Origin of the sequence: Bacillus sp. ISL-55 (assembly GCF_018613155.1) — a bacterium.
In the GTDB taxonomy this organism is placed as follows: domain Bacteria; phylum Bacillota; class Bacilli; order Bacillales; family Cytobacillaceae; genus Mesobacillus.
In genome coordinates this window covers 26926-50549 of record NZ_JAGGQU010000037.1, presented here as the reverse complement: position 1 = coordinate 50549, position 23624 = coordinate 26926, and the positions used below count along the sequence as shown (strand labels likewise).

Annotated in this window: 20 protein-coding genes; 4 read left to right on the top strand and 16 right to left on the bottom strand. The window is 39.3% G+C overall.

The annotated features are described in order from the left end of the window. Positions 1 to 313: 313 nt before the first annotated feature. Positions 314 to 883: a hypothetical protein gene (locus J7E32_RS17420; RefSeq protein ID WP_214909900.1), complete on the bottom strand. Its 570-nt coding sequence runs from the start codon at positions 881 to 883 to the stop codon at positions 314 to 316. Positions 884 to 1542: 659 nt separating this feature from the next. Between J7E32_RS17420 and J7E32_RS17415 the strand changes: the two genes are divergently transcribed. Beyond that, on the top strand, positions 1543 to 2124 hold the full coding sequence (locus J7E32_RS17415; RefSeq protein ID WP_214909898.1) for a DUF4352 domain-containing protein: 582 nt from the start codon (positions 1543 to 1545) through the stop codon (positions 2122 to 2124). 628 nt (positions 2125 to 2752) lie between these two features. Here J7E32_RS17415 and J7E32_RS17410 read toward each other — a convergent pair. Beyond that, positions 2753 to 3457 carry an N-acetylmuramoyl-L-alanine amidase gene (locus J7E32_RS17410; protein WP_286183398.1) on the bottom strand — a complete coding sequence of 235 codons (705 nt, stop codon included), beginning with the start codon at positions 3455 to 3457 and terminating at the stop codon, positions 2753 to 2755. 285 nt (positions 3458 to 3742) lie between these two features. On the opposite strand from J7E32_RS17410, the gene J7E32_RS17405 reads away from it, so the two are divergent. Then, positions 3743 to 5380 carry a bifunctional metallophosphatase/5'-nucleotidase gene (locus J7E32_RS17405; protein WP_286183397.1) on the top strand — a complete coding sequence of 546 codons (1638 nt, stop codon included), beginning with the start codon at positions 3743 to 3745 and terminating at the stop codon, positions 5378 to 5380. A 615-nt stretch (positions 5381 to 5995) separates the two neighbouring features. Here J7E32_RS17405 and pgaD read toward each other — a convergent pair. From pgaD to J7E32_RS17365, 8 genes are all read right to left on the bottom strand, one after another. After that, positions 5996 to 6364, bottom strand: coding sequence for a poly-beta-1,6-N-acetyl-D-glucosamine biosynthesis protein PgaD (gene pgaD / locus J7E32_RS17400; protein WP_214909895.1), 369 nt, complete (start codon positions 6362 to 6364; stop codon positions 5996 to 5998). A 9-nt stretch (positions 6365 to 6373) separates the two neighbouring features. Next, complete coding sequence (pgaC, locus tag J7E32_RS17395) at positions 6374 to 7612, bottom strand: poly-beta-1,6-N-acetyl-D-glucosamine synthase (RefSeq protein ID WP_286183396.1); 1239 nt, start codon at positions 7610 to 7612, stop codon at positions 6374 to 6376. Between the two features lie 216 nt (positions 7613 to 7828). Next, complete coding sequence (locus tag J7E32_RS17390) at positions 7829 to 9460, bottom strand: glycoside hydrolase family 13 protein (RefSeq protein ID WP_214909888.1); 1632 nt, start codon at positions 9458 to 9460, stop codon at positions 7829 to 7831. A gap of 61 nt (positions 9461 to 9521) precedes the next feature. After that, complete coding sequence (locus tag J7E32_RS17385; RefSeq protein ID WP_214909887.1) at positions 9522 to 11207, bottom strand: glycoside hydrolase family 13 protein; 1686 nt, start codon at positions 11205 to 11207, stop codon at positions 9522 to 9524. A 32-nt stretch (positions 11208 to 11239) separates the two neighbouring features. Continuing rightward, on the bottom strand, positions 11240 to 12061 hold the full coding sequence (locus J7E32_RS17380; protein ID WP_214909885.1) for a carbohydrate ABC transporter permease: 822 nt from the start codon (positions 12059 to 12061) through the stop codon (positions 11240 to 11242). Beyond that, a complete protein-coding gene (locus J7E32_RS17375) occupies positions 12061 to 12924 on the bottom strand; it encodes a carbohydrate ABC transporter permease (protein ID WP_214909883.1) in 864 nt (287 codons plus the stop codon). The genes J7E32_RS17380 and J7E32_RS17375 overlap by 1 nt, the downstream gene beginning before the upstream one ends. A gap of 56 nt (positions 12925 to 12980) precedes the next feature. After that, positions 12981 to 14213 (bottom strand): ABC transporter substrate-binding protein, encoded by a 1233-nt coding sequence (locus J7E32_RS17370; protein WP_214909881.1) that lies wholly within the window; start codon positions 14211 to 14213, stop codon positions 12981 to 12983. A gap of 72 nt (positions 14214 to 14285) precedes the next feature. Beyond that, positions 14286 to 15293 (bottom strand): LacI family DNA-binding transcriptional regulator, encoded by a 1008-nt coding sequence (locus J7E32_RS17365; RefSeq protein ID WP_214909879.1) that lies wholly within the window; start codon positions 15291 to 15293, stop codon positions 14286 to 14288. A gap of 360 nt (positions 15294 to 15653) precedes the next feature. Here J7E32_RS17365 and J7E32_RS17360 point away from each other — a divergent pair, with 360 nt between their 5' ends. After that, complete coding sequence (locus J7E32_RS17360; protein WP_286183395.1) at positions 15654 to 16862, top strand: M14 family zinc carboxypeptidase; 1209 nt, start codon at positions 15654 to 15656, stop codon at positions 16860 to 16862. A 347-nt stretch (positions 16863 to 17209) separates the two neighbouring features. Here J7E32_RS17360 and J7E32_RS17355 read toward each other — a convergent pair whose 3' ends face one another. After that, positions 17210 to 17947, bottom strand: a complete 738-nt coding sequence (locus J7E32_RS17355; protein WP_214909877.1) for a hypothetical protein — start codon at positions 17945 to 17947, stop codon at positions 17210 to 17212. A gap of 458 nt (positions 17948 to 18405) precedes the next feature. Between J7E32_RS17355 and J7E32_RS17350 the strand changes: the two genes are divergently transcribed. Further along, the gene (locus J7E32_RS17350) at positions 18406 to 18870 is read left to right on the top strand and encodes a DUF5381 family protein (RefSeq protein WP_214909875.1); all 465 of its coding nucleotides are present in this window, start codon (positions 18406 to 18408) and stop codon (positions 18868 to 18870) included. Positions 18871 to 19087: 217 nt separating this feature from the next. Here J7E32_RS17350 and J7E32_RS17345 read toward each other — a convergent pair whose 3' ends face one another. The 5 genes from J7E32_RS17345 to J7E32_RS17325 form a co-directional block, all read right to left on the bottom strand. Then, positions 19088 to 19339, bottom strand: a complete 252-nt coding sequence (locus tag J7E32_RS17345) for a hypothetical protein (RefSeq protein WP_214909873.1) — start codon at positions 19337 to 19339, stop codon at positions 19088 to 19090. A 214-nt stretch (positions 19340 to 19553) separates the two neighbouring features. Then, entirely contained in the window at positions 19554 to 20429 is an 876-nt protein-coding gene (gene galU / locus J7E32_RS17340) for a UTP--glucose-1-phosphate uridylyltransferase GalU (protein ID WP_214909871.1), read from the bottom strand. A 146-nt stretch (positions 20430 to 20575) separates the two neighbouring features. Next, complete coding sequence (locus J7E32_RS17335; protein ID WP_214909869.1) at positions 20576 to 20731, bottom strand: YwzD family small protein; 156 nt, start codon at positions 20729 to 20731, stop codon at positions 20576 to 20578. 815 nt (positions 20732 to 21546) lie between these two features. After that, a complete protein-coding gene (locus J7E32_RS17330; RefSeq protein ID WP_214909867.1) occupies positions 21547 to 22782 on the bottom strand; it encodes an efflux RND transporter periplasmic adaptor subunit in 1236 nt (411 codons plus the stop codon). A gap of 14 nt (positions 22783 to 22796) precedes the next feature. Further along, positions 22797 to 23459, bottom strand: coding sequence for a hypothetical protein (locus J7E32_RS17325; protein ID WP_214909865.1), 663 nt, complete (start codon positions 23457 to 23459; stop codon positions 22797 to 22799). Between the last annotated feature and the right edge of the window lie 165 nt (positions 23460 to 23624).

The following is a 23624-nucleotide window of genomic DNA, read 5'->3' as shown; positions in this document are numbered from 1 at the left end:
CCATAGATTAAACTCTGGGTTAAGTCGTTCGATACTAAAGATTTCGCGAATCCTGCCAAAAGGGATAAAGAAAATACACAAAACATTAGAAAGTTCTTCTTTTTAGATTCCTCAACTTGCATTTTTTCAAGTTTTTCCATACGAATTCCTACCTTACCTAAAAATTTTTAGAGCACCATACTCTTATATCGACGGAAAATATAAAGCAATAATATTAAGACTGGTGGAAAATGTGTCCAAATTTGTTCAGAAAACAAATGTCATAGTTGAAAAAATAACAAAAACAAGCAACATACTTCGTTGCCTGTCTTTACTAAAGAAAATTAATATATTTTTGTTTCCTTACAAGTTCTTCCCATACAGCAAGCTGATATTTAAGATTCTTAATATACTCCTCACTTTGAAGTTTATCTAATAATGCTCCTATCCCTTTTTGATTCGGATGTCTTCCGCTTTCATAAGCTTTCTTAAGGCCATCAATTTTCTTGTCTCTAACACTTATCTCCAGTTTAAATTCTTTAGCAATTTTCGCAATCAACCCTAGTACCAGCAATTCTTCACTAACTCGGCTCTCTTCTAAAACTTTTTTAATTACATAAACTACTGTATTAAAAGAAGCTGTATAATATTCTTTGGTCATCTCTGGTGGTTCATCAACAAACAACCCTGTATGTTTCCCTTTAGTATCCCATTCCATAAAAGGTAAGAAGAATTCATACTCTCGATAGTCCTCTCCTAAAGCATTTATGATAGTGAAAATTAATTGGTAATAATCTTCCACTTTATCTTTTCCCGTTTTTTCATCCCATTCGCGGATCATCAAAATAAAATTAAATGTATATGAATCCTTAAGCACAGTTTGTGGAAGTACATTAACCCACATATTATCTCTCCCCTTTCATACTTTGTTTTCAAGAATACAGAATATGTTAATATTCTCCCATATCCCAATAAGAAGGTTAAATAATTATAGTTCAAAAATCATTAAAAACATTATTTCCGTTTGCTGGAGAGATACTAAATAATGAAATCACTCGCCCTTTTTGCATGCGACTACGTCTTTTTCATAATATAAGTGGATTTAGGTATGCCAATTGCTTTCCCTCTATGAGTAAAATTTTCCAAATACCATTAAAAAGTTTTCTTTTTCAGCCGATATTATAGGTATTATTACTCAGAAAAGGTGGACTGGTGTTTTGAAGTTTATATTTTTGGGGTTAATTACGTTACTGCTATTGACCTGGATTCCTCTACAAATTGTTTTCGCCCTCAAAATAAAAATGGCATTGTCCAAATTAAGGCGAAATGACCAGATAAGAGAGGAAGATGCCTTACAATTTTACAATAGCATTCGCACTATTTGGTGGATTCCACACTCTACAAAATACTTTAGCAGGATGCGGGAGGCATACGCCTATATATACCAAAGTCCGCTAGTAAGCTATGAAATGAAATTACAGGTTTATAAATCACTGAAGTTCCGGTCTGTAAAAGGAATCAACATGCCAAAACAATATTATAAAGCAAAGTAGGAGATTACATATGAAAAAATTCTTTCTAATTCTTATTTCATCCATTATCATAACTACTGGTTGTTCCTCAGTGAACGAAGAAGTGAAGCCTGAAAAAACCAAAACTGTCGAAGCTCTAGCGGAAGGAGCGGAGAAACCGCAGAAAGAGTCAAAAAAAGTAAAACTGAACAAATCCTTCAAGGCTAAAACTAGCATTAATCCTGAACATTCTACTGAAGTGAAAATCATGGTCAGTGACTATCAGATTGTTGAAAATAAATCTAGTGATGCTGACCTCAACAGCAAGTATGACTATGTACAGCTTGATGTTTCCTATGAAAATACCGGAGATAAGGAAACCTCCCCAAATCTTGTCACCCTCTATTCCTTCAAGTTTTTTGATGACAATGGAGTTGAAATTGAGGTAAACACATTCATTAAACAAACTCTGATGGATGTAACGTTAAAGGAAGCAGCCGTGCGTCCAGGAGGAAAGAATAGTGGAAGACTGTATTTCCCAATCCCTAAAGGAAGCAAGCCAAAAGAAATGGTCTACCAAACAAACTGGGTGTCTATCGTAGGATCCAATGAATATTTATTTACACTTAAATAAATGAATATGACAAGCACCCTTCATGAGTGTTTAAACTATAATCCCGGATAGATGACAGGATAAAAAATGTCCCTATCCGGGAATTTTTGTGTTTCAATCTCTTCGAAACCTTATTGGAAGATGGAAAGGTCTGTTTTTTCTTTGATTGCACTTTCAGCAGAAAGGAACTTCTCTACTTTCTGCCCTATCTTATTTCACCATTACTAAAATTTTGTTCACCGCTAATGCTACAAGCTATTAGCTTAATAGGTAGTAGGATCACAAGTAAAATCATTAAATGTTCTCCCTTATGAAGTGCGAGTTCAAGCTTTATAATAATTAAAAAATCCGTTAGAACACTAACGGATTTATGCTGCACTGAATTTATTTCTAACAAGCAATCGTATTAATTACTTTATTATAAGGAATTTAACTTTTGTTGTAATTCTGTCCGTTTTTCTTCATCTTGAACCAAATTGATAAAATACTGAGCTAAGGGGTCATTCATTTTATCTTCCTCGAATAATTGTTGCTGAGAAGACCTTTGAACTCTTGCTTTTCTTCTTGAAAATTGAAAAAGCTTGGCTGTCTATTAATCCTTTGTTATGGTATCAGAATATATTAAAAAGGAACTAGAGCAGAACAAGCACTACTCTTGAGTGAAGAGGATTTTGTCCCAATCAAACAAATCGCCAGGATCTGTTTTACGGTCTGGCGCGTACTCATCATGCCCGATGATATGGGCTCTATTTCTATCAATCTTTTTATTCCTTGCCAGTATATCGTCAATCAACAGATTAAGAGCTTGATATTGTGCTTCCGTGTAACCGATATGTTCTGCGGGAATTTTTCTGTAATGATCCGGGGACATGATTTGCTGCATTTCTTCTTCGGTCCCAATGGCCATTAACTCTATGCCAATTGAATATTTATTTAATTGATCCTCGTATTCAGGAAAATCCTCAATTTCCCCCTTGCCTGCATGACGGGCAGCCCGGCTTTCCGGAAGCAGGAAATAAATTTCTCCATTACGATCAATCATATAGTGAGGGGAGACATCGTATTCAATGAAGACTCCCCTGATATCTTCATACATATAAGGGTTTTCAGGTTTATTCGCGGCATTGCTTATAAAATGCAACACGATATGAGTTGGTATATTGCTTCGTGGCACAAAGTTCATATTTGGCATGAAATCCCTAGTGACAGGTATCATTACTTCAGCAGGAGGTTTTGTTGTCTTTTTAACCTCTGTCATGACCACCGTTTCCTCTTGGTTCCTATCTGAGCATCCAGTAAGGATCAATCCAAATAAAATTCCTAGTTTAACTAGTATTCCTCTCTTTTTCATCATGTTCCCCCAACATTCTATCTATATTTCAAAATAATTCGCTAAATTATTTAAAAGTCCTTTGTAATTAAGTGGAATTTTCCACAAAAGCAATAGTAGGCTTTACTCCTATTTATTTTATAGATGCCAATGACAATTAGTTCTTTATTACCGTGACTATTTTATCAAAATAACAAATATTCTGTTTTTTAAATATTTCTGTATGCTAACTTTGATAGAATTGAAGTGTTTGAGAAAGATACCTAGCTTAATAGCATTACTATTTTGTTTACAAGGAGGAAAATGTTAATGAACTACCGTAGCAAGTTCTACCGCAAACTATTGTCAGTAACTGCCTCTGCTGTTCTTTTGACATCACTTGCTGTTCCTGCAGTATCAGCAAACATGAAGGGCAAGAAGCCGGGCAAGCCTTTTGAATTAACACTCATGCATACAAATGATACGCATGCGCATTTAGACTCCGTAGCAAAAAGAATTGCAGCCATTAACCAGGTGCGAGAGGAAAACGCTAACACTTTGTTATTAGATGCCGGAGATGTTTTTTCCGGAACACTATATTTTAACGAGTTCCAAGGACTGGCAGATCTAGAATTCATGAATTTGGCAGGCTATGATGCCATGACATTTGGAAACCACGAATTTGATAAAGGAACGGCCCCTTTGGCAGAGTTTGTAAAGGAAGCCGATTTTCCATTTGTCAGCGCGAACGTCAACTTTGAAAAAGATCAAAACATGAATATGCTTGCAAATAACGAGTTTTCATCTGAAGCAAATGATGGTGAAGTCTACAAGGGCATAGTAAAAGAGGTAAACGGGGAAAAGATTGGGATCTTTGGCCTTACAACGGCTGAAACAGTAGACATCTCCAGTCCTGGAGATGATGTTGAATTCACTGATTACATTAAAGAAGCAAAAGAAGCTGTAAAAGCATTTGAAGAACAAGGGGTTAATAAAATCATCGCGCTTACACATATCGGTTTGAATGATGGCGGCGGGGACAATGACCTGACATTGGCCGAGGAAGTAGACGGCATTGATGTGATTGTAGGCGGTCACACTCACGTTAAATTGACTGAACCAGTTTTAGTAGAGGCAGGAAAAGAACCGACAGTCATCGTCCAAGCAAACGAATATGGCAAATTTCTGGGTACTCTGGATGTGAAATTTAATAAAAATGGTCGAGTCATTGAATATTCGGGTGAGTTGCTGGATGTTAATACCTTTGAAGATGATGCAGTAGCAGCTCAAATCTTGAACGAGAAATACAAACCTGCTGTTGATGAAATGAAAAACACAGTAATCGGGTCAACAACTGTTGATTTGATTGGTGGAAACCCTGCAGCGAGAACAGGTGAAACGAATCTAGGAAACTTGATTACAGATGGAATGCTCGCAAAAGCCAAAACGATCAATCCTGATACAGTCATCGCAGTTCAGAACGGCGGCGGAATCCGTACATCCGTTAATGCTGGAGACATTACGATGGCAAAAGTACTTGAGGTAATGCCATTCGGAAACTCATTGGCAATTATGCAGTTAACTGGTGCCGAAATCAAAGAAGCCCTGGAGCATAGCGTCAAGGATGCCCCAACAGCTTCAGGAGGTTTCCTGCAAGTGTCAGGCTTGAAATTTACGTACGACAGCTCTCTTCCTGCTGGCCAGCGTATCCAGTTAGTTGAAGTAAAAGAAGATGGCGTCAACTACGTAAATCTTGACCTTAACAAAACATATGCAGTTGCAACTAACACCTTCACCGCTAAAGGTGGAGATGGATATGACGTATTCGGAAAAGCTTACAGTGAAGGCCGTGTGAGCGAGCCTGGTTTCGTCGACTGGGAAATCTTCACTGAATATGTGAATCAACAAGAAAACAAGACAGTAAGTCCTGTTGTCGAAGGCCGTATTATCGATCAGGCCATTAATTAATGAATGAAAGCCAGCAAACCTAGTATGTTTGCTGGCTTTTTTCCAAATAACCGTTTATTTATGGAAGCTACAATGCCGTTTCTTTTCCGTTTTAGAAGAATTAGGATTTAAAGGCGCATTCAAAGTAGGCGGTGGACTCAGCACGGATCAGAGTGACAGGTATGAACTGCCTCGGATTATGATTCTGCAAGAACATGCGTTAGACGATTTCATTAGAATGGTAGAGACGGGGTATTAGGAGATTAGTGGGAGAAAAATAAACGCAGGTTCATGGGTTAAATTCTGTGGCCGGTTTATTATTACCTGCTAAAAAATATGGGGAGATAATGGTGCAATTCCAAAAAGATATTGAATTGAAATGGTCTTAAACTAACTTTTCTTGAACATGTGAAAATCGAATTATCCTTTAGTGCACATCATAGTAACACAGCGCTCCATGCTAATAATCTATTCATATAAAATCCCTTTTTCCTTATTTTTCAAAAGTCTTAGCGTAATTATAGCAAACACAAAGTGAATAGGCCTTTCCGTTTTCTTGTCTTGACCTTCCTTTCACCCCAGGCAATATTTATTAACCTATAGCAAAAAAAGAAGCAAAGGATTCCCTTGCTTCCGCTAACTCCGTTCAAAATAGTTACTGTTTTGTATACTCTGCAATTCGTCTTCTGCTACCTGAAAATACTCACCCAGCTCTTTTTCGCTTGTCTGTGGCGGGAATGTTCTTCTTTTTAGATGTCCGTATTTGCGCCTGTTGTATGAACTCCACCAGCTGAGGAAGACGACGCTTGTGATTACCACTAGTACGGTGATAAGCAGGATTGAATTCGCGTTGGCTAAATTCAGTTCCAGGAATGTAAAGTCAAGATCGCCCTCGAAATGAGTGATGAAGTTATACAGGAACAATGCGAGAAATGCCCAGCCGAACAAGGTGAAAAGCAGGTCTATGATTTTTCGCGGTTTTGACTGTTTGTTGTTAATAATCATATTTTCTCCTTATAGATGGAGTCCGCGGTCTGGACTTTCCCATGTTGCAAATTGATCTTTATTTTTCCTGAGTATTTTCAACCCTCTCGGCAATGCCCTAATGACGAGCAGGGCGTTGATATGCCAGTAAAGGATTGGATACCAGATACCCCATAGCATGTATTTAAGAATCCCTTTTTCATACTTCCTTTCAATATAGAGCGCAACCAGGAATTGCAGCAGACAAATAATAGAAAGATAGTTGCCGATCCATAATGTCGGCAAGATGAATTCTTGATGAACAATGTATTGGTAAACCATGATGAGTAGTGACACAAACCAGGTGATCGACCAGAGGACGCTCATTACCTGCTCGATGTAGACCGGATACAATCTTCGCTGACGCCAATCCAGAAAGATATCCATGTGTCGCAGGATGACTTCGATTCCTCCCTGGGTCCATCTCAGGCGCTGCTTCCAGATTCCCTTTAACGTTTCCGGGACAAGCATCCAGCAAAGTGCCTTTGGTTCGTATCGGACATCCCAAAATCTTCTTTGCAGCTTCCAGGTAATCCCGATATCATCCGTAATTAGGTCAGTATCCCACATCCCCGCGTCCAGCAGGGCTTTTTTGCGAAAAACAACAAACACACCAGAAACCGTCATGACTTTGCCGAGCACTCTTTGTGTCCTTTTTATTAAACCGATAATACTAGCGTATTCTACCAGCTGGATTCTCGCGAGAAGGCTTGTCCGGTTGCGGATCCTTGGGTTGCCGGTAACCGCGCCAACCCTCTCTCCATTATTCGGAGTGATAAAATGAGGAACGATATGGATAAGCGCATCCTTATCCAAGATTGCATCACTGTCAATCGTCGCGATGAGTTCACCTTTTGCGGCCAGCACACCCTGCTTCAGAGCATTCGCCTTTCCTTTATTATTCACGACATTGACGATACGCAAGTTCGGGTACTGATCCAGCAGAGATTTTAGTATTGGAAGTGTCCGATCCTTGCTTCCATCATTGATGACGATCACTTCATAATTAGGATAATTAAGGCTTGAAGTATACTTCACCGTTTCCTCAATTGTCTGCTCCTCATTGTATGCAGGAATCAGCAAGGAAACAAAAGGTAGATCCTCAGCATTGTATTCAAAGAAGAGATCCTGCTTCTCTTTTTTTACATAATATATTAAACTTCCTGTAATCCAAACAATCCCCATGACAAGTGGATAATAAAACAGAAACAGCACCAAGTAATTGATCAAAGTCGCACCCGTCCTATTATAATGTTAGTAGTATTAAGAAGATAATACTTTGCGGGTGATAGATTAGCAATCTTAAATATTTGGTAGTATTTGGAGGATGTTTTACTTGATTTTTAAAAGAGGATATTTGTTAGTAATCGTCTGGTAGTTGTTACTGTGCATGTACCGTTCCAACAGAAAGAAGCAAAAGGAGCGTCCTTTTGCTTCACTTGCTTCCTACTCAATAATTTGATAAATCCTCGCCTCATGCGGGTCCAACAAGTTTTCATCGCTTTCCGTTTTCGGCTTATAATTACTGATAATCAGCTGTTTTTCCCTAAGCTTGAATTCTGCAGCGAAAGTAAAGGTTCGCTGCTCATCTGTATGGTTCAGTACAACCAGCCACGTTACTCCATTGTAAGAACGCGTGTAGATATACAGATTTTCATCATCAGGCAGTAAATCCTGATAATCACCGTATACCATAACCTCATTTTCTTTTCGCAGACTGATAAGCTTTTTGTAAAAATAATAGACGGAGTCCTGATCTTTTAATGCCGCTTCCACATTGATTTCCTTGAAATTCGGGTTCACTTTGATCCATGGCTCGCCGCTTGTAAATCCTGCCTGCGGGGCATCATTCCAATGCATCGGTGTCCTTGAATTATCACGGCTCAACAGCAGCAGGCTCTCAAAGACCTCTTGTGGGTCTCGTCCTTTTGCTACTTCTTCATGATATTTATTTCGCATGGCAATATCGTTGTAATCCTCAATTGAATCAAACCTGACTCCTGTCATCCCGATTTCCTCGCCCTGATAAACGTAAGGTGTTCCTGGCAGCGTATGAATCATGGTAGCTAACAACTTGGCAGACTCCTCACGGTATTTCCCGTCATTTCCATAACGTGTCACTTGCCTTGTATGGTCATGATTGTTTAAAAATTGTGAGTTCCAGCCTTTTTGATTTAAGCCTTCATACCAGCTTAATTGGATTTTCTTATAACGCAGCAAGTCCCAGGTTGGCATCTCGTCAGCCACCTGGAAATGGAATAATGTATTAAGCTCATTCCGGCTCTCATCTACATAGAGCAAACCTTCCTCCGGTGTAACAAAAGGAATCTCCCCTACTGTCATCCCATCATAATGCTGAAGTACCTCGGAATTCATTTCCTGCAGATAATCGTGTATACCTGGATTATTTGCCAGGTAACTAATATCATATGGATTTTCTGAGTCAGAAAAATCCTCTCTTTTTGCCAAGAGATTGATCACATCCATCCGGAAACCATCGATTCCTTTATCAAGCCAAAATCGCATCATCTTATAAATCTCGTTCCTGAGCTGAGGATTTTTCCAGTTAAGGTCCGGCTGCTCCACCGCGAAGGAATGATAATAATATTGCCCTGTTTCAGGGTCAAGTTCCCAGCATGATGGCGCAAAATAGGAACGCCAATTATTCGGCTCCTTCCCTTCCTTCGGATCCTCCCAAATATACCAGTCCCTCTTCGGATTATCCTTAGAGGAGCGGGATTCCTGAAACCATGGATGCTGATCAGATGTATGATTGACGACTAAATCCATGATCACCTTCATTCCCCGGTTATGAATCTCCTGGACCAATTCCTGAAAAATCGCCATATCTCCGGCCTTCTCCATCACACGATAATAATCTGAGATATCGTAGCCATTATCACAATCTGGAGATTCGTAGAAAGGGTTCAGCCAAATTACATCTATTCCAAGACTTTTAATGTAATCAAGCTTTTCAATGACTCCCTTCAAATCACCAAAGCCATCACCATCTGAATCATAAAAGCTTCGCCAGTAAATTTGATAAACTACAGCTTCTTTCCACCATTTTTTCTTCACATTAGCACCTCAATCCATCCGCTATTTTTCAATGAAAAAGGGCCCTCATTAGGCCCCTTCACTATTTATTTAATACATACACTCTTGCTTCATAAGGCTGAAGCGTCAATTCATCGATGGATTCATTTTCATCGACATTAAGATTAGAAATCAGCAATTCTTTCGATGAGTATCGTACACTTTCTGGAAGTGTAAAGACTGGTTGCTGGTCACTGAAGTTACAGACCACCAATAATTGATCATCCCCAAGTGTCCTCGTGAAAGCAAAAATCTGCTCATCATCTTCCATTAATAAGTCATATGTGCCGTACACGACTACTTCGTTTTGCTTTCTGAGTTGAATTAGCTTCTTATAGTAATAGAAAATAGATTCTTCATCTTTTAAAACTGCTTCGGCATTGATTGTTTCATAATTTGGATTCACGTTGATCCATGGCTTTCCTGTTGTAAAGCCTGCATTTTGGCTGCTGTCCCACTGAACAGGAGTCCTTGCGTTATCACGGCCGCGCTCATGGATTCCCTTGAAAATTTCTTCATGGGTCAAGGAATCAGGAGTTAAATCACGATAAGCATTCAATGTTTCGATATCCCGGTATTCATTGATATCATTAAATTTGACGTTCGTCATGCCAATTTCTTCACCTTGATAAATATATGGAGTTCCCTGCATCATATGAAGACAGGTAGCAATCATCTTGCCAGAAGTAACTCTGTATTCATCCGAATCATTGCCCCAGCGTGAAATAGCTCGCGGCTGGTCGTGGTTGCTCCAGTAAAGACTGTTCCAGCCATCTTTTTCTAAACCTTTCTGCCACTTCGTGAAGATTTCCTTCAGCTGTGTCAGCTTCCATTCACGCGGATCCCATTTGCCGAATTGGCCATCACCCAAGCCAACATGTTCAAAATGGAACACCATATTCAATTCATTTCGATCTGCACCTGTATAAAGCTTGCCTTCATCGACCGAAACTCCCGGCATTTCCCCGACAGTGATTGTGTCATAATCACTTAGTGCCTCTTTGTTCATTTCCTGAAGGAATTCGTGTATTTTCGGGCCGTTCATATAATACTTGCTTCCATCCCCATATTTATGGCCTTCGCGTACTTCTCCCTGAGGATAGCTTGTATCTTTCGAGATGAAATTGATGACATCCATCCGGAAACCGTCAATGCCTTTATCCAGCCAGAAACGCATCATTTCATATACTTCATTTCTTAAAACAGGGTTTTCCCAGTTCAGGTCAGGCTGCTTTTTGCTGAAAAGGTGCAGATAATACTCACCTGTCTGTTCATCCAGTTCCCAAACGCTTCCGCCAAAAGCAGCGCCCCAGTTCGTTGGCGGCTCACCATTGTCAGTCTTTTTCCATATATAATAATCTCTGTACGGGTTGTCTTTTGACTTGCGGGATTCCTGGAACCATGCATGCTCATCGCTTGAGTGGTTGACAACAAGGTCCATCATGATTTTAATTCCGTACTGATGAGCTTCAGTCAGCATTTTATCAAAATCCTGCATCGTGCCAAACTCGTCCATGATATTCCGATAATCAGAAATATCATAGCCATTATCATCATTTGGTGATTGATAAACTGGAGACAGCCAGATGACATCAATTCCAAGCTCGCTCAAATAAGGGATTTTTTCCGTGATTCCGTTGATGTCGCCCACACCGTCACCATTGGAATCATTAAAGCTTCTTGGGTAAATCTGATAAATTACGCTTTCTTTCCACCAGGTCTTATTCATATCAATACACTCCGATCATTTCATTACTAGGTTTATTTTATCGAACCTTTCATCACACCGCTAATGATCCATTTCTGGGCAAAAATGTACACGATGATCATTGGCGCAAGAGCCATCAAATAAGAGGCAAATGCTAGATTATAATCTGTGCTGAATTGCGATTGGAATATATACTGAACGAGAGGCAATGTTGCCATTTCCCTGTCACTCAGCAACACAAGCGGCAGCATGAAGTCATTCCATGCTCCAAGACTCGTAATGATTGCGACTGTTGCATTCATTGGTGCAAGCAGCGGGAAGATGACCTTCCAGAAAACACCCCAGGTACTCGCGCCATCCATGATTGCAGCCTCTTCCAGTTCAATAGGGATTGACTTGATGTATCCGATGTAGACAAATACATTAAAGGATAAATTAAATACGATATACAGGATGATCAGTCCTACCAGATTATCCATACCCCATGCACTTGTTTGTTTTACAAGCGGAAGCATGATAATTGGAAAAGGAATGAACATCGCACTTAAAAAGTAGAAGAAAAGAAACTTATAAAACTTTTTATGCATGTTTCTTGCGATCGCATAAGAAACAAGTGAATTCGTCATTACGGTAAAGATGACCACAAAAATCGTTACGAAAGCACTGTTTTTAAAAGCATTGAAAAAATTGGTCATTTCTATCGCTTTGGCAAAGTTGTTAAATGACCATGTCTTAGGTAGCGCCAATAAATTCCCAGCCATTTCAGGCGGAGTTTTAAAAGCGATTGTAACCGTTAAATATAGTGGAAAAAGGATTAATAATGAACCTAAAATCAAGAGAGTGGTAATCAGCCAGCTATTTTTTTTGCGATTCATCAGTTTTCCACCTCTCTTTTATTTAAGAATTTCAATTGAATGACAGAGAAGATGATAATCACGATAAAGTAAATCACAGCATTGGCAGATTGATAGGCAAACTCTCCGCCTTCGAAACCGCCGCGGTAGATAAGCAGGGAAATCGATTCCGTTGATTTACCAGGTCCGCCGCCTGTCAATGCGACGATTTGGTCGAATACCATCAAGAAATTCTTGAGGGATAAAACCATGTTAATCGTAAAGAACGGTGCTATTAACGGGAAAGTAATCCTCCAGAACTTTGTCCAGACACCTGCCCCATCAATGCTTGCTGCTTCATATAGATCTTCCGAAATTGTAACAAGACCTGCCAGATATAGAATGGTGTTAAAGGAAACGGCTTGCCAAACTGCGACAATGACAATTCCTATCCATGCAAGATCAGGATTACCGAGAATATTTCTGCTCAGGAATTCCCAGCCGAAGGCATCACCAATTCGCGGAAGGAAATGAGCAAAGATGAAATTGAAAATAAAACCAACAATTAAAATACTGAGAATATAAGGCAGGAAGTAAATCGCCCGAAGCGTCTTATGGAACTTGATTTTCGAATTAAGTCCTATTGCCACTGCAAGGCTAATGATATTGACTAGAATCGTAGAAACAATAGCAAATTTAAAAGTGAACAGATACGCGTCTCCGGCACGGCCATCATCAAATACATTTAAATAGTTTTTCAATCCTACAAAGTTCCAATCCCCATACCCTTTCCAGTCCGTGAAGCTGTAAAAAATCCCTTGCAATGCAGGATAGGTATGAAAAATGAAAAATAGAATAAAGGCAGGTATGGCAATGACCAGGAAAACATTACTTTTCTTATTCATGTTGACAACTCCTTTTTAGAAAGCCAGGGCATAAGACACCCTGGCTTCTTTGCGGATTAGCGATTTTGTACTTTTTCCCACTCGCTGTCCATTTTTTTCAGGAACTTTTCTTTGTCCTTCTTGATTAGGAATTCCTGCACCAAGTTTTCAGCTCCCATTCCTGCTGGGTAATAGTGATCCGGGAAGCTTGTAATCGCACCAGTTTCAAAGTTTCCTTTGATTCCTTCAAAAACAGGGTTTTCCTGATAAACACCTTCAATTGCAGAGAAGGCCTTTTGCTCGTCAATGTACTTTTTAGCCGTTTCTTGATCCGTCATAAATTCAACGAACTTCATTGCTTCTTCTTTATGCTCTGTATCTTTGCTAACAGTAAGGAGTACGTCAACGCCCGATACCAATTTATTTTTTGCCGGGTCATTTGTAACCGGCATTGGGAACACACCCAATTCCATATCTGGGTTTGCTTTCAGGATTTCTGGAATAGCCCAGTTACCTTGAAGATAGAAGACAGACTTTCCGTTGGCAAAAGCATTATTCCCGTCACCGTAGGCAACACCCATATTATCCTTGTGGCCATACTTCACCAATGTCGCCATTTTATCCGCTACTTCATCATAGTTTTCAGCGAATGATGCTTCACCGGCATTCTTCTTTTCTGCGAAATCTTCACCGGCTACGTTAGCGCCAAGCGAGTTCCATGCAATCATGCCTGTCCATGCATCCTTCAATGTAAAGTAGATCGGAGTGTCTCCCGCTGCTTTTACTTTTTCCAGGCTTGCGACAAACTCATCCCAAGTAGTTGGAACCGTCAGTCCATGCTCTTCAAACTTTGCTTTATTATAAATAACTGCGTTTGCATTTGTTGCATATGGCAGACCAAATGTGCCTTCTTTTTCAGGTCCAACTAGACGGTTAACCATGTCTACATAGGAAGGCTGAACTTTCTTTTCCAGTTCAGAACCTGAGAAGTCTTCCAATACACCTGCACGCCCTAATTCTCCATAAGTTGCGTTTCCGGCAATGGACATAATATCCGGAAGATCATTTTTAGTCAGACGCGTCTTTAAAACGGTTTCTGCTTCAGGCGGTGCATCCAGTTTGATCTTAATATCAGGATTTTGCTTTTCGAATTCTTTAATTAACCCCTTATATGTCTCGATGCTCTCAGATTTATTAGAGAAAAGTTCCAATGTGACTTTTCCATCTTCTGCTTTGTCTGATGAACAACCCGCTAATAAAGAAGCTCCCAATGTTAATGCGATTACACCTGCTGTCATTTTCTTAATCATGTATATACCTCCTAAGTTTTTACGCTCATTTACGTAAACGTTTACTCAAATGTCCTGAGAAAAAGAGAGTCATTAAATTCTCTCTTTTACACTTAATCTTTCAATTACTTTATGAGGCATAATCCGGCTTTCGGGGATTTCACCTGTTTCCAATACTTTAAATAACATTTGTGCTGCAACTTCTCCCATTTTAACCAGCGGCTGGCCAATGGTAGTGAGCGGCGGAATCGTCATTTCTGCAAGGTTTAAGTTATCGAAACCAATAACAGAAAGCTCTTCTGGAACCTTTATTCCCTGCTGGTAAGCAGCCGATAAAACACCCATGGCAATTTCATCACTGGCAGAAAATATCGCTGTTACTTCAGGGAATTGTTCTTTCATTTTTTTCAAGCCAACTAACCCATCCTGAAAACTAAACCCACTGCTGTTAACGATATTTCTCTCACCGCAGGCAATCCCATTGTCAGCTAGAGCCTTTTGAAAACCATCGATCCTCGGTTTCCCGGCAACAATATCTTCCTTATTGCCGCTGATCATACCGATTTCTTTATGGCCTTTATCGATTAAATACTTAGCAGCTGAGTAAGCGGCATGAAAGTCATTCACCTTAACATACGGAACAGGGAATGCATAAGATTCTGTTGATAGCAGTACAATGGGAACTTTGGATTTCATCACGTATTGATAGTATTCATCCTTCAGGATTTCACTCGCAAAGATGATTCCATCCACCCTTTTTTCTACCAGCAACTGAAGATAGTTCATTGTTTTTTCGCCATTAGACTCCGTGTGGCAAACAATAACACTGGAACCATTTTCATTCGCTGCCTTCTCAATCCCATCCAGCAGATCTGTTACCAGTGAGCTGGATAACTTCGGGAAAAGAACACCAATTGTATGGGTTCTTTTATTAATTAACCCTCTGGCAACAGCATTAGGTGAGTATCCAAGCTCTTCGATAACCTTCAAGACTTTTATTTTAGTCTTTTCCGAGTAACCTGCCTGGCCATTCAGAATCCTTGAAACTGTTGCTATTGAAACATTTGCTTTCTTGGCAACATCTTTAATCGTATAGGACATATCCCACCTACTTTGTACCAAAGATACGTAAAAAACGAAAACGTTTACGCGATTATAATATCACTTTATGTAAACCCTTTCAACTATTTTTTTAAATAAAATTTGATATGGTATATTTTTTATCTAATTTTCTTTTCGCTCTTCCAATTGTTGCTTCAATTCAAAAATTCAGGAAAATAGACATACTCTTCTACTCTTCTATTCCTAAATCAAAACTACCATTCCCCCAAGGCACTCTAGTCCCTTCCTCTCATTTATTTCGAAAACCGAAATATTCGACAAATTGCAGCAACATTTCTCTACTAACCTTATTAAAATAGCTAGGGAAATTACTTTTACTAGTTTAAGGAGTGATCGTCGTTGAAGAAAAACAAAGTAATCACCGGACTAAGTGTGTTGGCATTATGTACTGCTCTTGCCACGCCAACGCTGGCAACAAACTCGCCAAACGGGAAACTCTACAATGAAAATCAGGTTTATTCTGTCAATGGATATACTGATTATGCGGAAATGGTCAAACGACTGCAGCAGATCGAAGCGAACAGCCAAGGCAAAGTGGCTTTGGAGGTTGTCGGCCAATCTAACAAGGGAAGGGATATTTACCAGGCAAGAGTAGGGGCTGGAGAAAAAGTTGTCCTGATTGAAAGCGAGATCCATGGCAATGAAAACACTGGTACCGAGGCATTGCTCAGCATGCTTCAATACCTGGGATCCAGCAATTCACCTGAAGCTCAAAAAATCCGAGAGGAAATTACGCTTGTTACCTTGCCAAAAATGAATCCTGATGCGTCAGAGCTGGACCGCCGCGGCAATGATATGTCATGGGAAGAAGTCGTCGAGGATTTCCCTCAGCTTGCAGCTGCAGCACCTTCCTGGAATTACTATAACAATCGCATTCTCCAGGACAGAGATTATAATGGCAGACCAGGATTTGACGTGAATCGTGACTTCAATCCGGACCTTGATTATGTTCCAAAGGCAGAAGATTTCCCTGGCACATCAAGTAAAGCTGGCTGGTACATCACACCTGAATCACAAACCGTGCGCGATGTGTATAAAAAGCTTCAAGCCGAGTTCGGGAAAGTAGATGTCTTCGTCGACCTTCACCATCAGGGCCAGTATTATGTTGAAGGCACAGATGACCTTGTCACCATGTCCCTATCAGCAGATTTCGTTCCGGACCCTAATACAGCAGAAGGCTCTAAGTATGCCGAATATAAGGACAACTATAATTTCGAGTATTCCAAGCAATTGAATCTGGCTGCCTACAATGCGTTGCAGTCACTCGGTGAAAACTCACCATTCAATAATATCACCCTTTACCAGCAAAACCTGGACCTTCCTGGAACAGCACTTGGCAGCTTCGCACTGAATGGAAGCGGCACTGTCCTTTTCGAAGTAAGAGGCCAATCGCACTCCTTGGGACAAAAGAAAAAAGGCCAGCTGGTTAAAGCAGTAGAAACCGGCTTATATGGAATCATCAACGGAGTGGTTGATGGATCAGTAGAGACGCTTGACGCGGATGAATATGATAACATCCCGCAAACTGCTTATTCACCAAGTTTATAAGAGTATGAAAAAAGCGGAGGGCTGAGTCCTCCGCTTTTTCATAACCCTAGAAGCTAATCATTGCCTACAGGCTCCTGACCCGCTCTTCAAAAGACACACCCATTTTTAAAATTGGTCTTTCCTTGATGTATAGCGGGCCTAGCAACAGTATCATCAGGAACATTGGTATAGCCGAAAATTCACTTTAAAAACGCGCTACCACTGTGTAGAACCGAACCCATCGACAATATCCTTTTAAACAACTAAGCAGCTGCAATTTAGCGGAACAGATAAAAATACTAGTGAAATTCAATATATATCTATAACCATAGGAGAGTAACCGTTCCCCAAGTCGCATTCCCATTTTTCTACTTCCTTCGTTTACGTCTAGGAACAATGAAAGACTCAAATTTATATTTGCAATAAGTTAAAAGTAAAAATTCTGGCCATGCCATCGCTATTCCATATTGCAACACTACACAAAGAAGAAGAATGAGGAACATGCCAAAGCTGTCTGCTGCATCTGAAAAAGACCGGACATATGCCCCGACAATCATCGTCGCCGCAAAAAGGATTGGAAGACTGACATACCCCTTAGATGCTTGGAAATTATAAAGGCCTTTTCCTTCTTTCCTTAATTCTCCCTGTTTAACCCTTTTGATCGCACGGATCGTAGATATTGCCAAGAAAACAAAGCCCCCAGCCATTAAAATTAAACCTGTATTTGTTAAGTACTCTGGTGTGCCAAAAGTTGTTTCCGTAACAGTAAAGTAAAATACGTACATATCAAGAGATACTTTGATGACTACAACACTGACGATAATTGATTGAAGTTTTTGAAGACTATATGCTATAGATTCTAGTGTAAAAAAGATAGCAAATCCTAACTGAACGAATAAAAGAATCTTTGCAATATCAACAGTCATAATTAAGAAAGGACTTCCATCGAACCCACTTTCTTTAAGAACGTAATTTGGAATTAAGATCATAATTGCACTCAATACCAGGCTTGCCCAAAACCAAACTGAAATACTGTCCGGATGCAGGCGATCGTACGCAGCGACTTTAATTTTATAAAAATCTGCTTCATTACTTTTTTTCTTCATAATGATCCCCTATATAAAAACTATATATTAATCCAATCTGAGACAGACTGTCAGAAAAGAAGATGTTAATACATATAGATTTATTGTATAAGATAATAAGATTCATTTTTTCATAACACCAGGTAAATTTTTACAAATATTATAACAGTTTATAATAATACTTAATTATAATTGATCAGTTACTACAATTCAAAAGGCGGTGATTAAAGTGCACTCAATAAAAATTACCCCCGGAACTATTATGAATACAAATAAGGGTTTAGCACGGAAAATTCATGTCCTAGACAATCTTACAAGTAATCTGATGACATTAAAGAACTCTGTAGATCCTAAAATCAAAGCCCGACAGCAGATTGGCAAAATACTTCATAAAATAGCATGGGAAGAATTATTAAAAAAGTCCTTTCTAGCATGGAAACCAATCAAATATCTTAGATTAAAGAATATAAGGTGAAAACATGAAAACAGTAAATTATCGCACAAAAACAATTATTGGACGCATTATGTTATGTGTTGGTTTTATCCTGACAGGGGTTGCCCTGATTCTCGCGAGCATGTATTTGGAGGCTCCTACTCTCAGGAAGGTAATTTCCGTTACAGCCGGTGTTCTCGGAATTGCCTTTTTTGGCAGGATGGCTATTATGCTCATCATTCTATTATTTAAAGATAAACAGATGTTCTGCTACGACAAGGAAACCATCACAATCAGAGACAAATCATTTAAGCTGGACACGATCAAGGATGTTGAGGAAGAAAACAATATTCCGACGGGATACCTAGGAATCAAGACTCCTGCTTACGTCCTGAATGCTGCAGGCGGAGAACGTATCTACATACCAACTTTTTATGTGATTTCAAAAAAAGACTATCCAGTAATCCTCCAGACACTGAAAGAAATTGTCAGCGACCGGACAAAGAGATAGTGACTTAAGAAGACGTTTTTTAGTTACAAATGCGTAAAAAATAGACTTGGCTTTTTTGAGGAATGATCAAAAGGCATGATGAGCATAAAATAATCTGCTCATCATGCCTTTTTTAATCATTCTAATCCGTTTAGTGTGGAATAAGGTCAAATTAAATTCAGTTACTTAAAATTAATAATAAGGACTACTTTGTCAAAATTGTATAATTAGTACATCATTAAACATTTTTCTCCCAGGCAAAACACATAAATCTCGCATCTTCTGTCAACCATTTTTGGGAATAATTTTTGGTGAATAACTCCTTGTGTTCAAAATATAATTTCCTTGCATATGGAAGCTTAACTTCACGTACTGCTTCATTTAGCAGAGTAAGGATCTTTTTGTCCTTTTCACTTAACAAGCTGAAAGCGCCATCCTCCTGTTCTTTTGCTATTAGTTTCACAAATTCCTTTGCTTCGTTGTTTAACAAGGAAAAATAGGAAGGCTCAGTAATTCATTTAAACTCTTTTTTTATTAAATCCCTTGCATTCCCATAGTGCCCTTTACCCACAAAATTGTTAATAACATAAATAACAGTTTCCACTTTCATTTGTACGCCATCCATCCAAATAAATTTAGTTACTTACTATGGTATACAGGAAAAAAGTCCTAGTCAATATAGTTTTTTGATTATTCATATATTTTTAACGTTCTTGATGCAAAATTAAGTCTAAATAGCTCACTATTTCATCATGTAATGTTTCATCCTGTAAAGCAAATTCAATAGTTGTTTTGATAAAGCCCAATTTTTCACCTATATCATAACGGTTCCCCTCAAATTCGTAGGCAAAGACTCTCTGGATATCATTAAGTTTTTGTATAGCATCCGTAAGTTGTATTTCCCCTCCTGCTCCAGGCTCCATATCTTTAAGAAACATAAATATTTCTGGTGTAAGTATATATCTTCCCATTATGGCAAGATTTGATGGAGCAGTTCCTGGCTCAGGTTTTTCAACTAGTCTCTCGACCTTATAGCGCCGGCCTTCCTGAATCGACGGTTCAATGACGCCATATTTGTAGGTTTCTTTAGGAGGAACAGATTTTACTCCAATTACCGATGAAAGGATTTTTTCATATTGGTCTATCAGCTGCTTTAAGCAAGGTGTTTCACTCTGAACAATATCATCGCCCAACAATACAGCAAATGGCTCATCTCCAATAAAATTTCGTGCACACCAAATTGCATGCCCCAGACCTTTTGGCTCTTTTTGCCGAATATAATGTATATCAGCAAGATTGGTAGAATAACGTACCTGCTCAAGGAGGGCAAATTTCCCTTTACTCTCTAGATTCCGTTCAAGCTCAGGGGAGAAATCAAAATGATCCTCTATGGCACGTTTTCCTTTACCTGTCACAATCATTATCTCTTCAATTCCCGATGCTACCGCTTCTTCTACAATATACTGGATTGCCGGCTTATCCACTATTGGCAGCATTTCTTTTGGCATTGCCTTTGTAGCCGGAAGGAAGCGGGTTCCCAATCCAGCAGCAGGAATAATTGCTTTCCGTACCTTTTTCAAATTGTTTTCCCCCTTTTCACTTTCCTCTTGATATAAATATACGAAGCTTTCTAAACAATATGACGGAGAAGTATTTTAATAGATATTTCGAAACAAATATTTCGAAACAAAAAAACTGGCAGCCTCATCTCGAGGAAGCCAGTTTTTTATTCTGTGCATGTCTTTAAATCTATGATTAAATCTTCCATAAGTTTCTGTATTGTAAGCTCATCAGTGTTTTTCCCTTTTTCATAGGTCTTTCTAATGACGTCAAAAAAGAGTTCTTGATTTATTTCCGTTGTTTTTACCTCAGATGGTCTCACTGCATGATCCTCCTGTTTTCTGTCTGCAATGACAATATTCTATTAAAATCGCAGACATTTGTAAATAGATTTCCAGATAAAACAGAGCTATTCATCGTATTTATGCTGAAATTTGTCATCTATATATATACCTATTATTATCAATGCTTACAATTTACAAGTTTTGAATTGAGGAAGAAAAAGCGGCTTCCCGCCTTCCCTAAAAAAACGCAACTGAAGATACCTATACTGTTAAAGGAACAGGTATACTTTATCCCAATCAGTTAAATGAGTTGTTACATTAAAGAAATTGAATAAATTATCCTTTTTTTAATTTATGTGATTCAGTTATTTACAGTGCGTGCCAACATCACAATTGAAAAGCCCTTTTTGCTCCGGCAGAACAATCGGTTAATATTGTGGACTCCCATACGGAGTGGAATATTGGAGAAAGATCCTATATAGGAATATACCTAGGTGTAATAATCTGGTACCCATGCAAATGATACTAGTGCCTGTTTTGTTTTACCACCAGGTTAGGAACATAAACACTAAACACTTTAGTGTACATTAATTTTTTTCTGTTGCCATCATGTTCGATGTGTATTCTTAGTCATTAAAGCGCATCCTACGATGAACCCAAGAGAAATACCTGAAGCAGAAACCATGGAGACATAGAGACCGGCTATGTCTAAAACATGAGTATCGTGTCAGGCACCTGTCAAAAATACTAAAAAAGGAACGTTAAGGAAACGTTCCTCTGATTATCTATATTTCTCTTCATTTGATTATAGTTTTTGCGAAAAAATCTTGGACAGTTTCAGGCACCTGTTAAATCATTTGAAGAAACCGACCATTACTTGTTTGAATATGTTGCGCTTCCCTTCATCTTTGAAAGTTTTTTTGGTCAATTTATCGGGATTCAATTTGCTGAAAAATGGGCTATTTATTTGCTGAACGTCTTTTGTTTGTTTGACGATGAGTTCTCCCGGTTTGACTCCTTTTTTCACTTCAGTCTTGCCGCCCGAATCGAGTCCTTTAGTGATTTTACGTTTTTTGACCAAACCTCTATCGTTGATGACGAAAACATAGCTGTTTTTCTTGCCTTTATCGACGGATCTTTCCGGTACCGTCGCTGCGTTTAACACCTGTGAAGTGATGACACTGACTTCGACATGCGACCCTTTTAGGATTTGTTCTTCGGTTTCTTCACTAAGTGTGATTTCGAATGGATAGTAGCTCTCTTTTTTTACAGAAGGTTCTGTTTCCGGGTAGTCGGCAATCTTGGTCAATATCCCAGCAACCTTCCCATTGAACAGATCAGATTGCACATATACTTCCATACCTTCCTCAACAGCCTTCAAATCTCGCTCACTGAAAGTTCCTTCCACCTTAGGCTTATCAGAAATGATCGTGACGATCGGATTCTTCAACTCGTAGCTAATTTGTTTTACTGTGCCTGAGACTTCACTGTTCTTGCCGAGTTCATTGCTGCCCTCGTATGAATCTATCAAATCTTCATATTTCTCAATCTCGGATTCTACACGGCCTTTTTCACGCTGCTTATCATAGATTTCTTTTTCAATCGAGATGTTCATCAGGTCATTGGAGTCATTACTGCTGCCGTATCCATCCCCCATAACAGGAGTACTTGCCACGGATGTCGAAGCGGAGACACTTTGAAGATAGGTCAGCTGCTTGATTTGATCATCAATCAAATTCGCTTCTGTGACGAGTTGGCTTTTTTCTGCCTTAAGCCTTGCCAGGTCTTCATCGATATTATTCGATGAATATTCGTACAGTGGTGTTCCACTGTCGATTTTATCGCCTTCTTTTACCAGGAAGCCCTTAAATTCCCCATCCCCGTCATTGTAATACACCTGATGCTCCTCCTCAGGCGTAACAACACCGGAGGCATGAAGCGTCTCAATTAAGTTGTCCTTCCCTGCGGATGACCATTTATTGATATAGGAGGACCGCAGCGCCTTGCTGTCTTCCTTCAATGCTAAATAGAGATTCCCGGAGACAAAAATAACGCCGGCGGATAGTAGAATCGCTGTCTTTTTTTTCAAGTGGTGCACCTCCCTTATAAAATCTTATCGAATTGAATGAATGAGACGAGTGATGAAAATAGCCAGATGATAAGATTGATTCCAACCACCATTAGCATGACTACTTTTGTATTTTTTTCCGTCAGCATTTTCAAATATTTGTACTCTATGAAGATAGCCCATACCTTAAACATTGAAATAGTCGCAAAGAAATAGATAATGAAATCATTACCGGTTAGGTATTGTGCAATCGTGCCTAGCGCGAACGGTGATGAAACTTGAGTCAGCCCGAGCGAAAGTGCGAGCGGGATCCAGATTAATTTTTCAAAAAGATAGATTGGCAGGACAAAAAATTGGATTGTCAGCAGTTTTCTCAGTTCAAGATCTGACAGCGTCCAGAAAAATAGTGCCGGCAGGAAAATCATTATGGCACCGAAAACGAGACCAAGAATAGTTTGGCCTGCCATGAACAGCAGTTTGTGCATCTCATATTCTTCTCTGGATATCGATGTCAGCTTTTTTGAAAGATATTCAGAGCCGATTCCGAAATAGGCACTTAGCCCAAAGACCAGTCCGCTCAGCAAGATTAGCAGCGTGGCATTTTTCCAAACTCCCGGCACATGCTCGGCATCCTTCAATTTATATGTATAGTATGGATAATTAAACAGGCCGCGAAGCAGTTCTACTCGGTTATTCATCGTTTGTCCCCCAGATGGTTAAGTCTTATTCTTCCTTTATTTTATATGAAAAGGTTCAATTATTAAATTAATATCGCGAATTTTGTCCACTCATTCACTGGTCGTTCTTGTCATTTTGTTTCTTCAGCTTCTGAAAACACATATCCCCTCTCCTCGAATGAATCT

What these genes read in the sequence shown, in the direction of transcription:
- J7E32_RS17350 (WP_214909875.1), top strand. Translation starts at nt 18,406, where the DNA reads ATGAAAACAGTAAATTATCGCACAAAAACAATTATTGGACGCATTATG.
- J7E32_RS17410 (WP_286183398.1), bottom strand. Translation starts at nt 3,457, where the DNA reads ATGATGAAAAAGAGAGGAATACTAGTTAAACTAGGAATTTTATTTGGA.
- J7E32_RS17420 (WP_214909900.1), bottom strand. Translation starts at nt 883, where the DNA reads ATGTGGGTTAATGTACTTCCACAAACTGTGCTTAAGGATTCATATACA.
- J7E32_RS17325 (WP_214909865.1), bottom strand. Translation starts at nt 23,459, where the DNA reads ATGAATAACCGAGTAGAACTGCTTCGCGGCCTGTTTAATTATCCATAC.
- J7E32_RS17415 (WP_214909898.1), top strand. Translation starts at nt 1,543, where the DNA reads ATGAAAAAATTCTTTCTAATTCTTATTTCATCCATTATCATAACTACT.
- J7E32_RS17405 (WP_286183397.1), top strand. Translation starts at nt 3,743, where the DNA reads ATGAACTACCGTAGCAAGTTCTACCGCAAACTATTGTCAGTAACTGCC.
- J7E32_RS17385 (WP_214909887.1), bottom strand. Translation starts at nt 11,207, where the DNA reads ATGAATAAGACCTGGTGGAAAGAAAGCGTAATTTATCAGATTTACCCA.
- J7E32_RS17355 (WP_214909877.1), bottom strand. Translation starts at nt 17,947, where the DNA reads ATGAAGAAAAAAAGTAATGAAGCAGATTTTTATAAAATTAAAGTCGCT.
- J7E32_RS17370 (WP_214909881.1), bottom strand. Translation starts at nt 14,213, where the DNA reads ATGATTAAGAAAATGACAGCAGGTGTAATCGCATTAACATTGGGAGCT.
- J7E32_RS17375 (WP_214909883.1), bottom strand. Translation starts at nt 12,924, where the DNA reads ATGAATAAGAAAAGTAATGTTTTCCTGGTCATTGCCATACCTGCCTTT.
- pgaD (WP_214909895.1), bottom strand. Translation starts at nt 6,364, where the DNA reads ATGATTATTAACAACAAACAGTCAAAACCGCGAAAAATCATAGACCTG.
- J7E32_RS17380 (WP_214909885.1), bottom strand. Translation starts at nt 12,061, where the DNA reads ATGAATCGCAAAAAAAATAGCTGGCTGATTACCACTCTCTTGATTTTA.
- J7E32_RS17365 (WP_214909879.1), bottom strand. Translation starts at nt 15,293, where the DNA reads ATGTCCTATACGATTAAAGATGTTGCCAAGAAAGCAAATGTTTCAATA.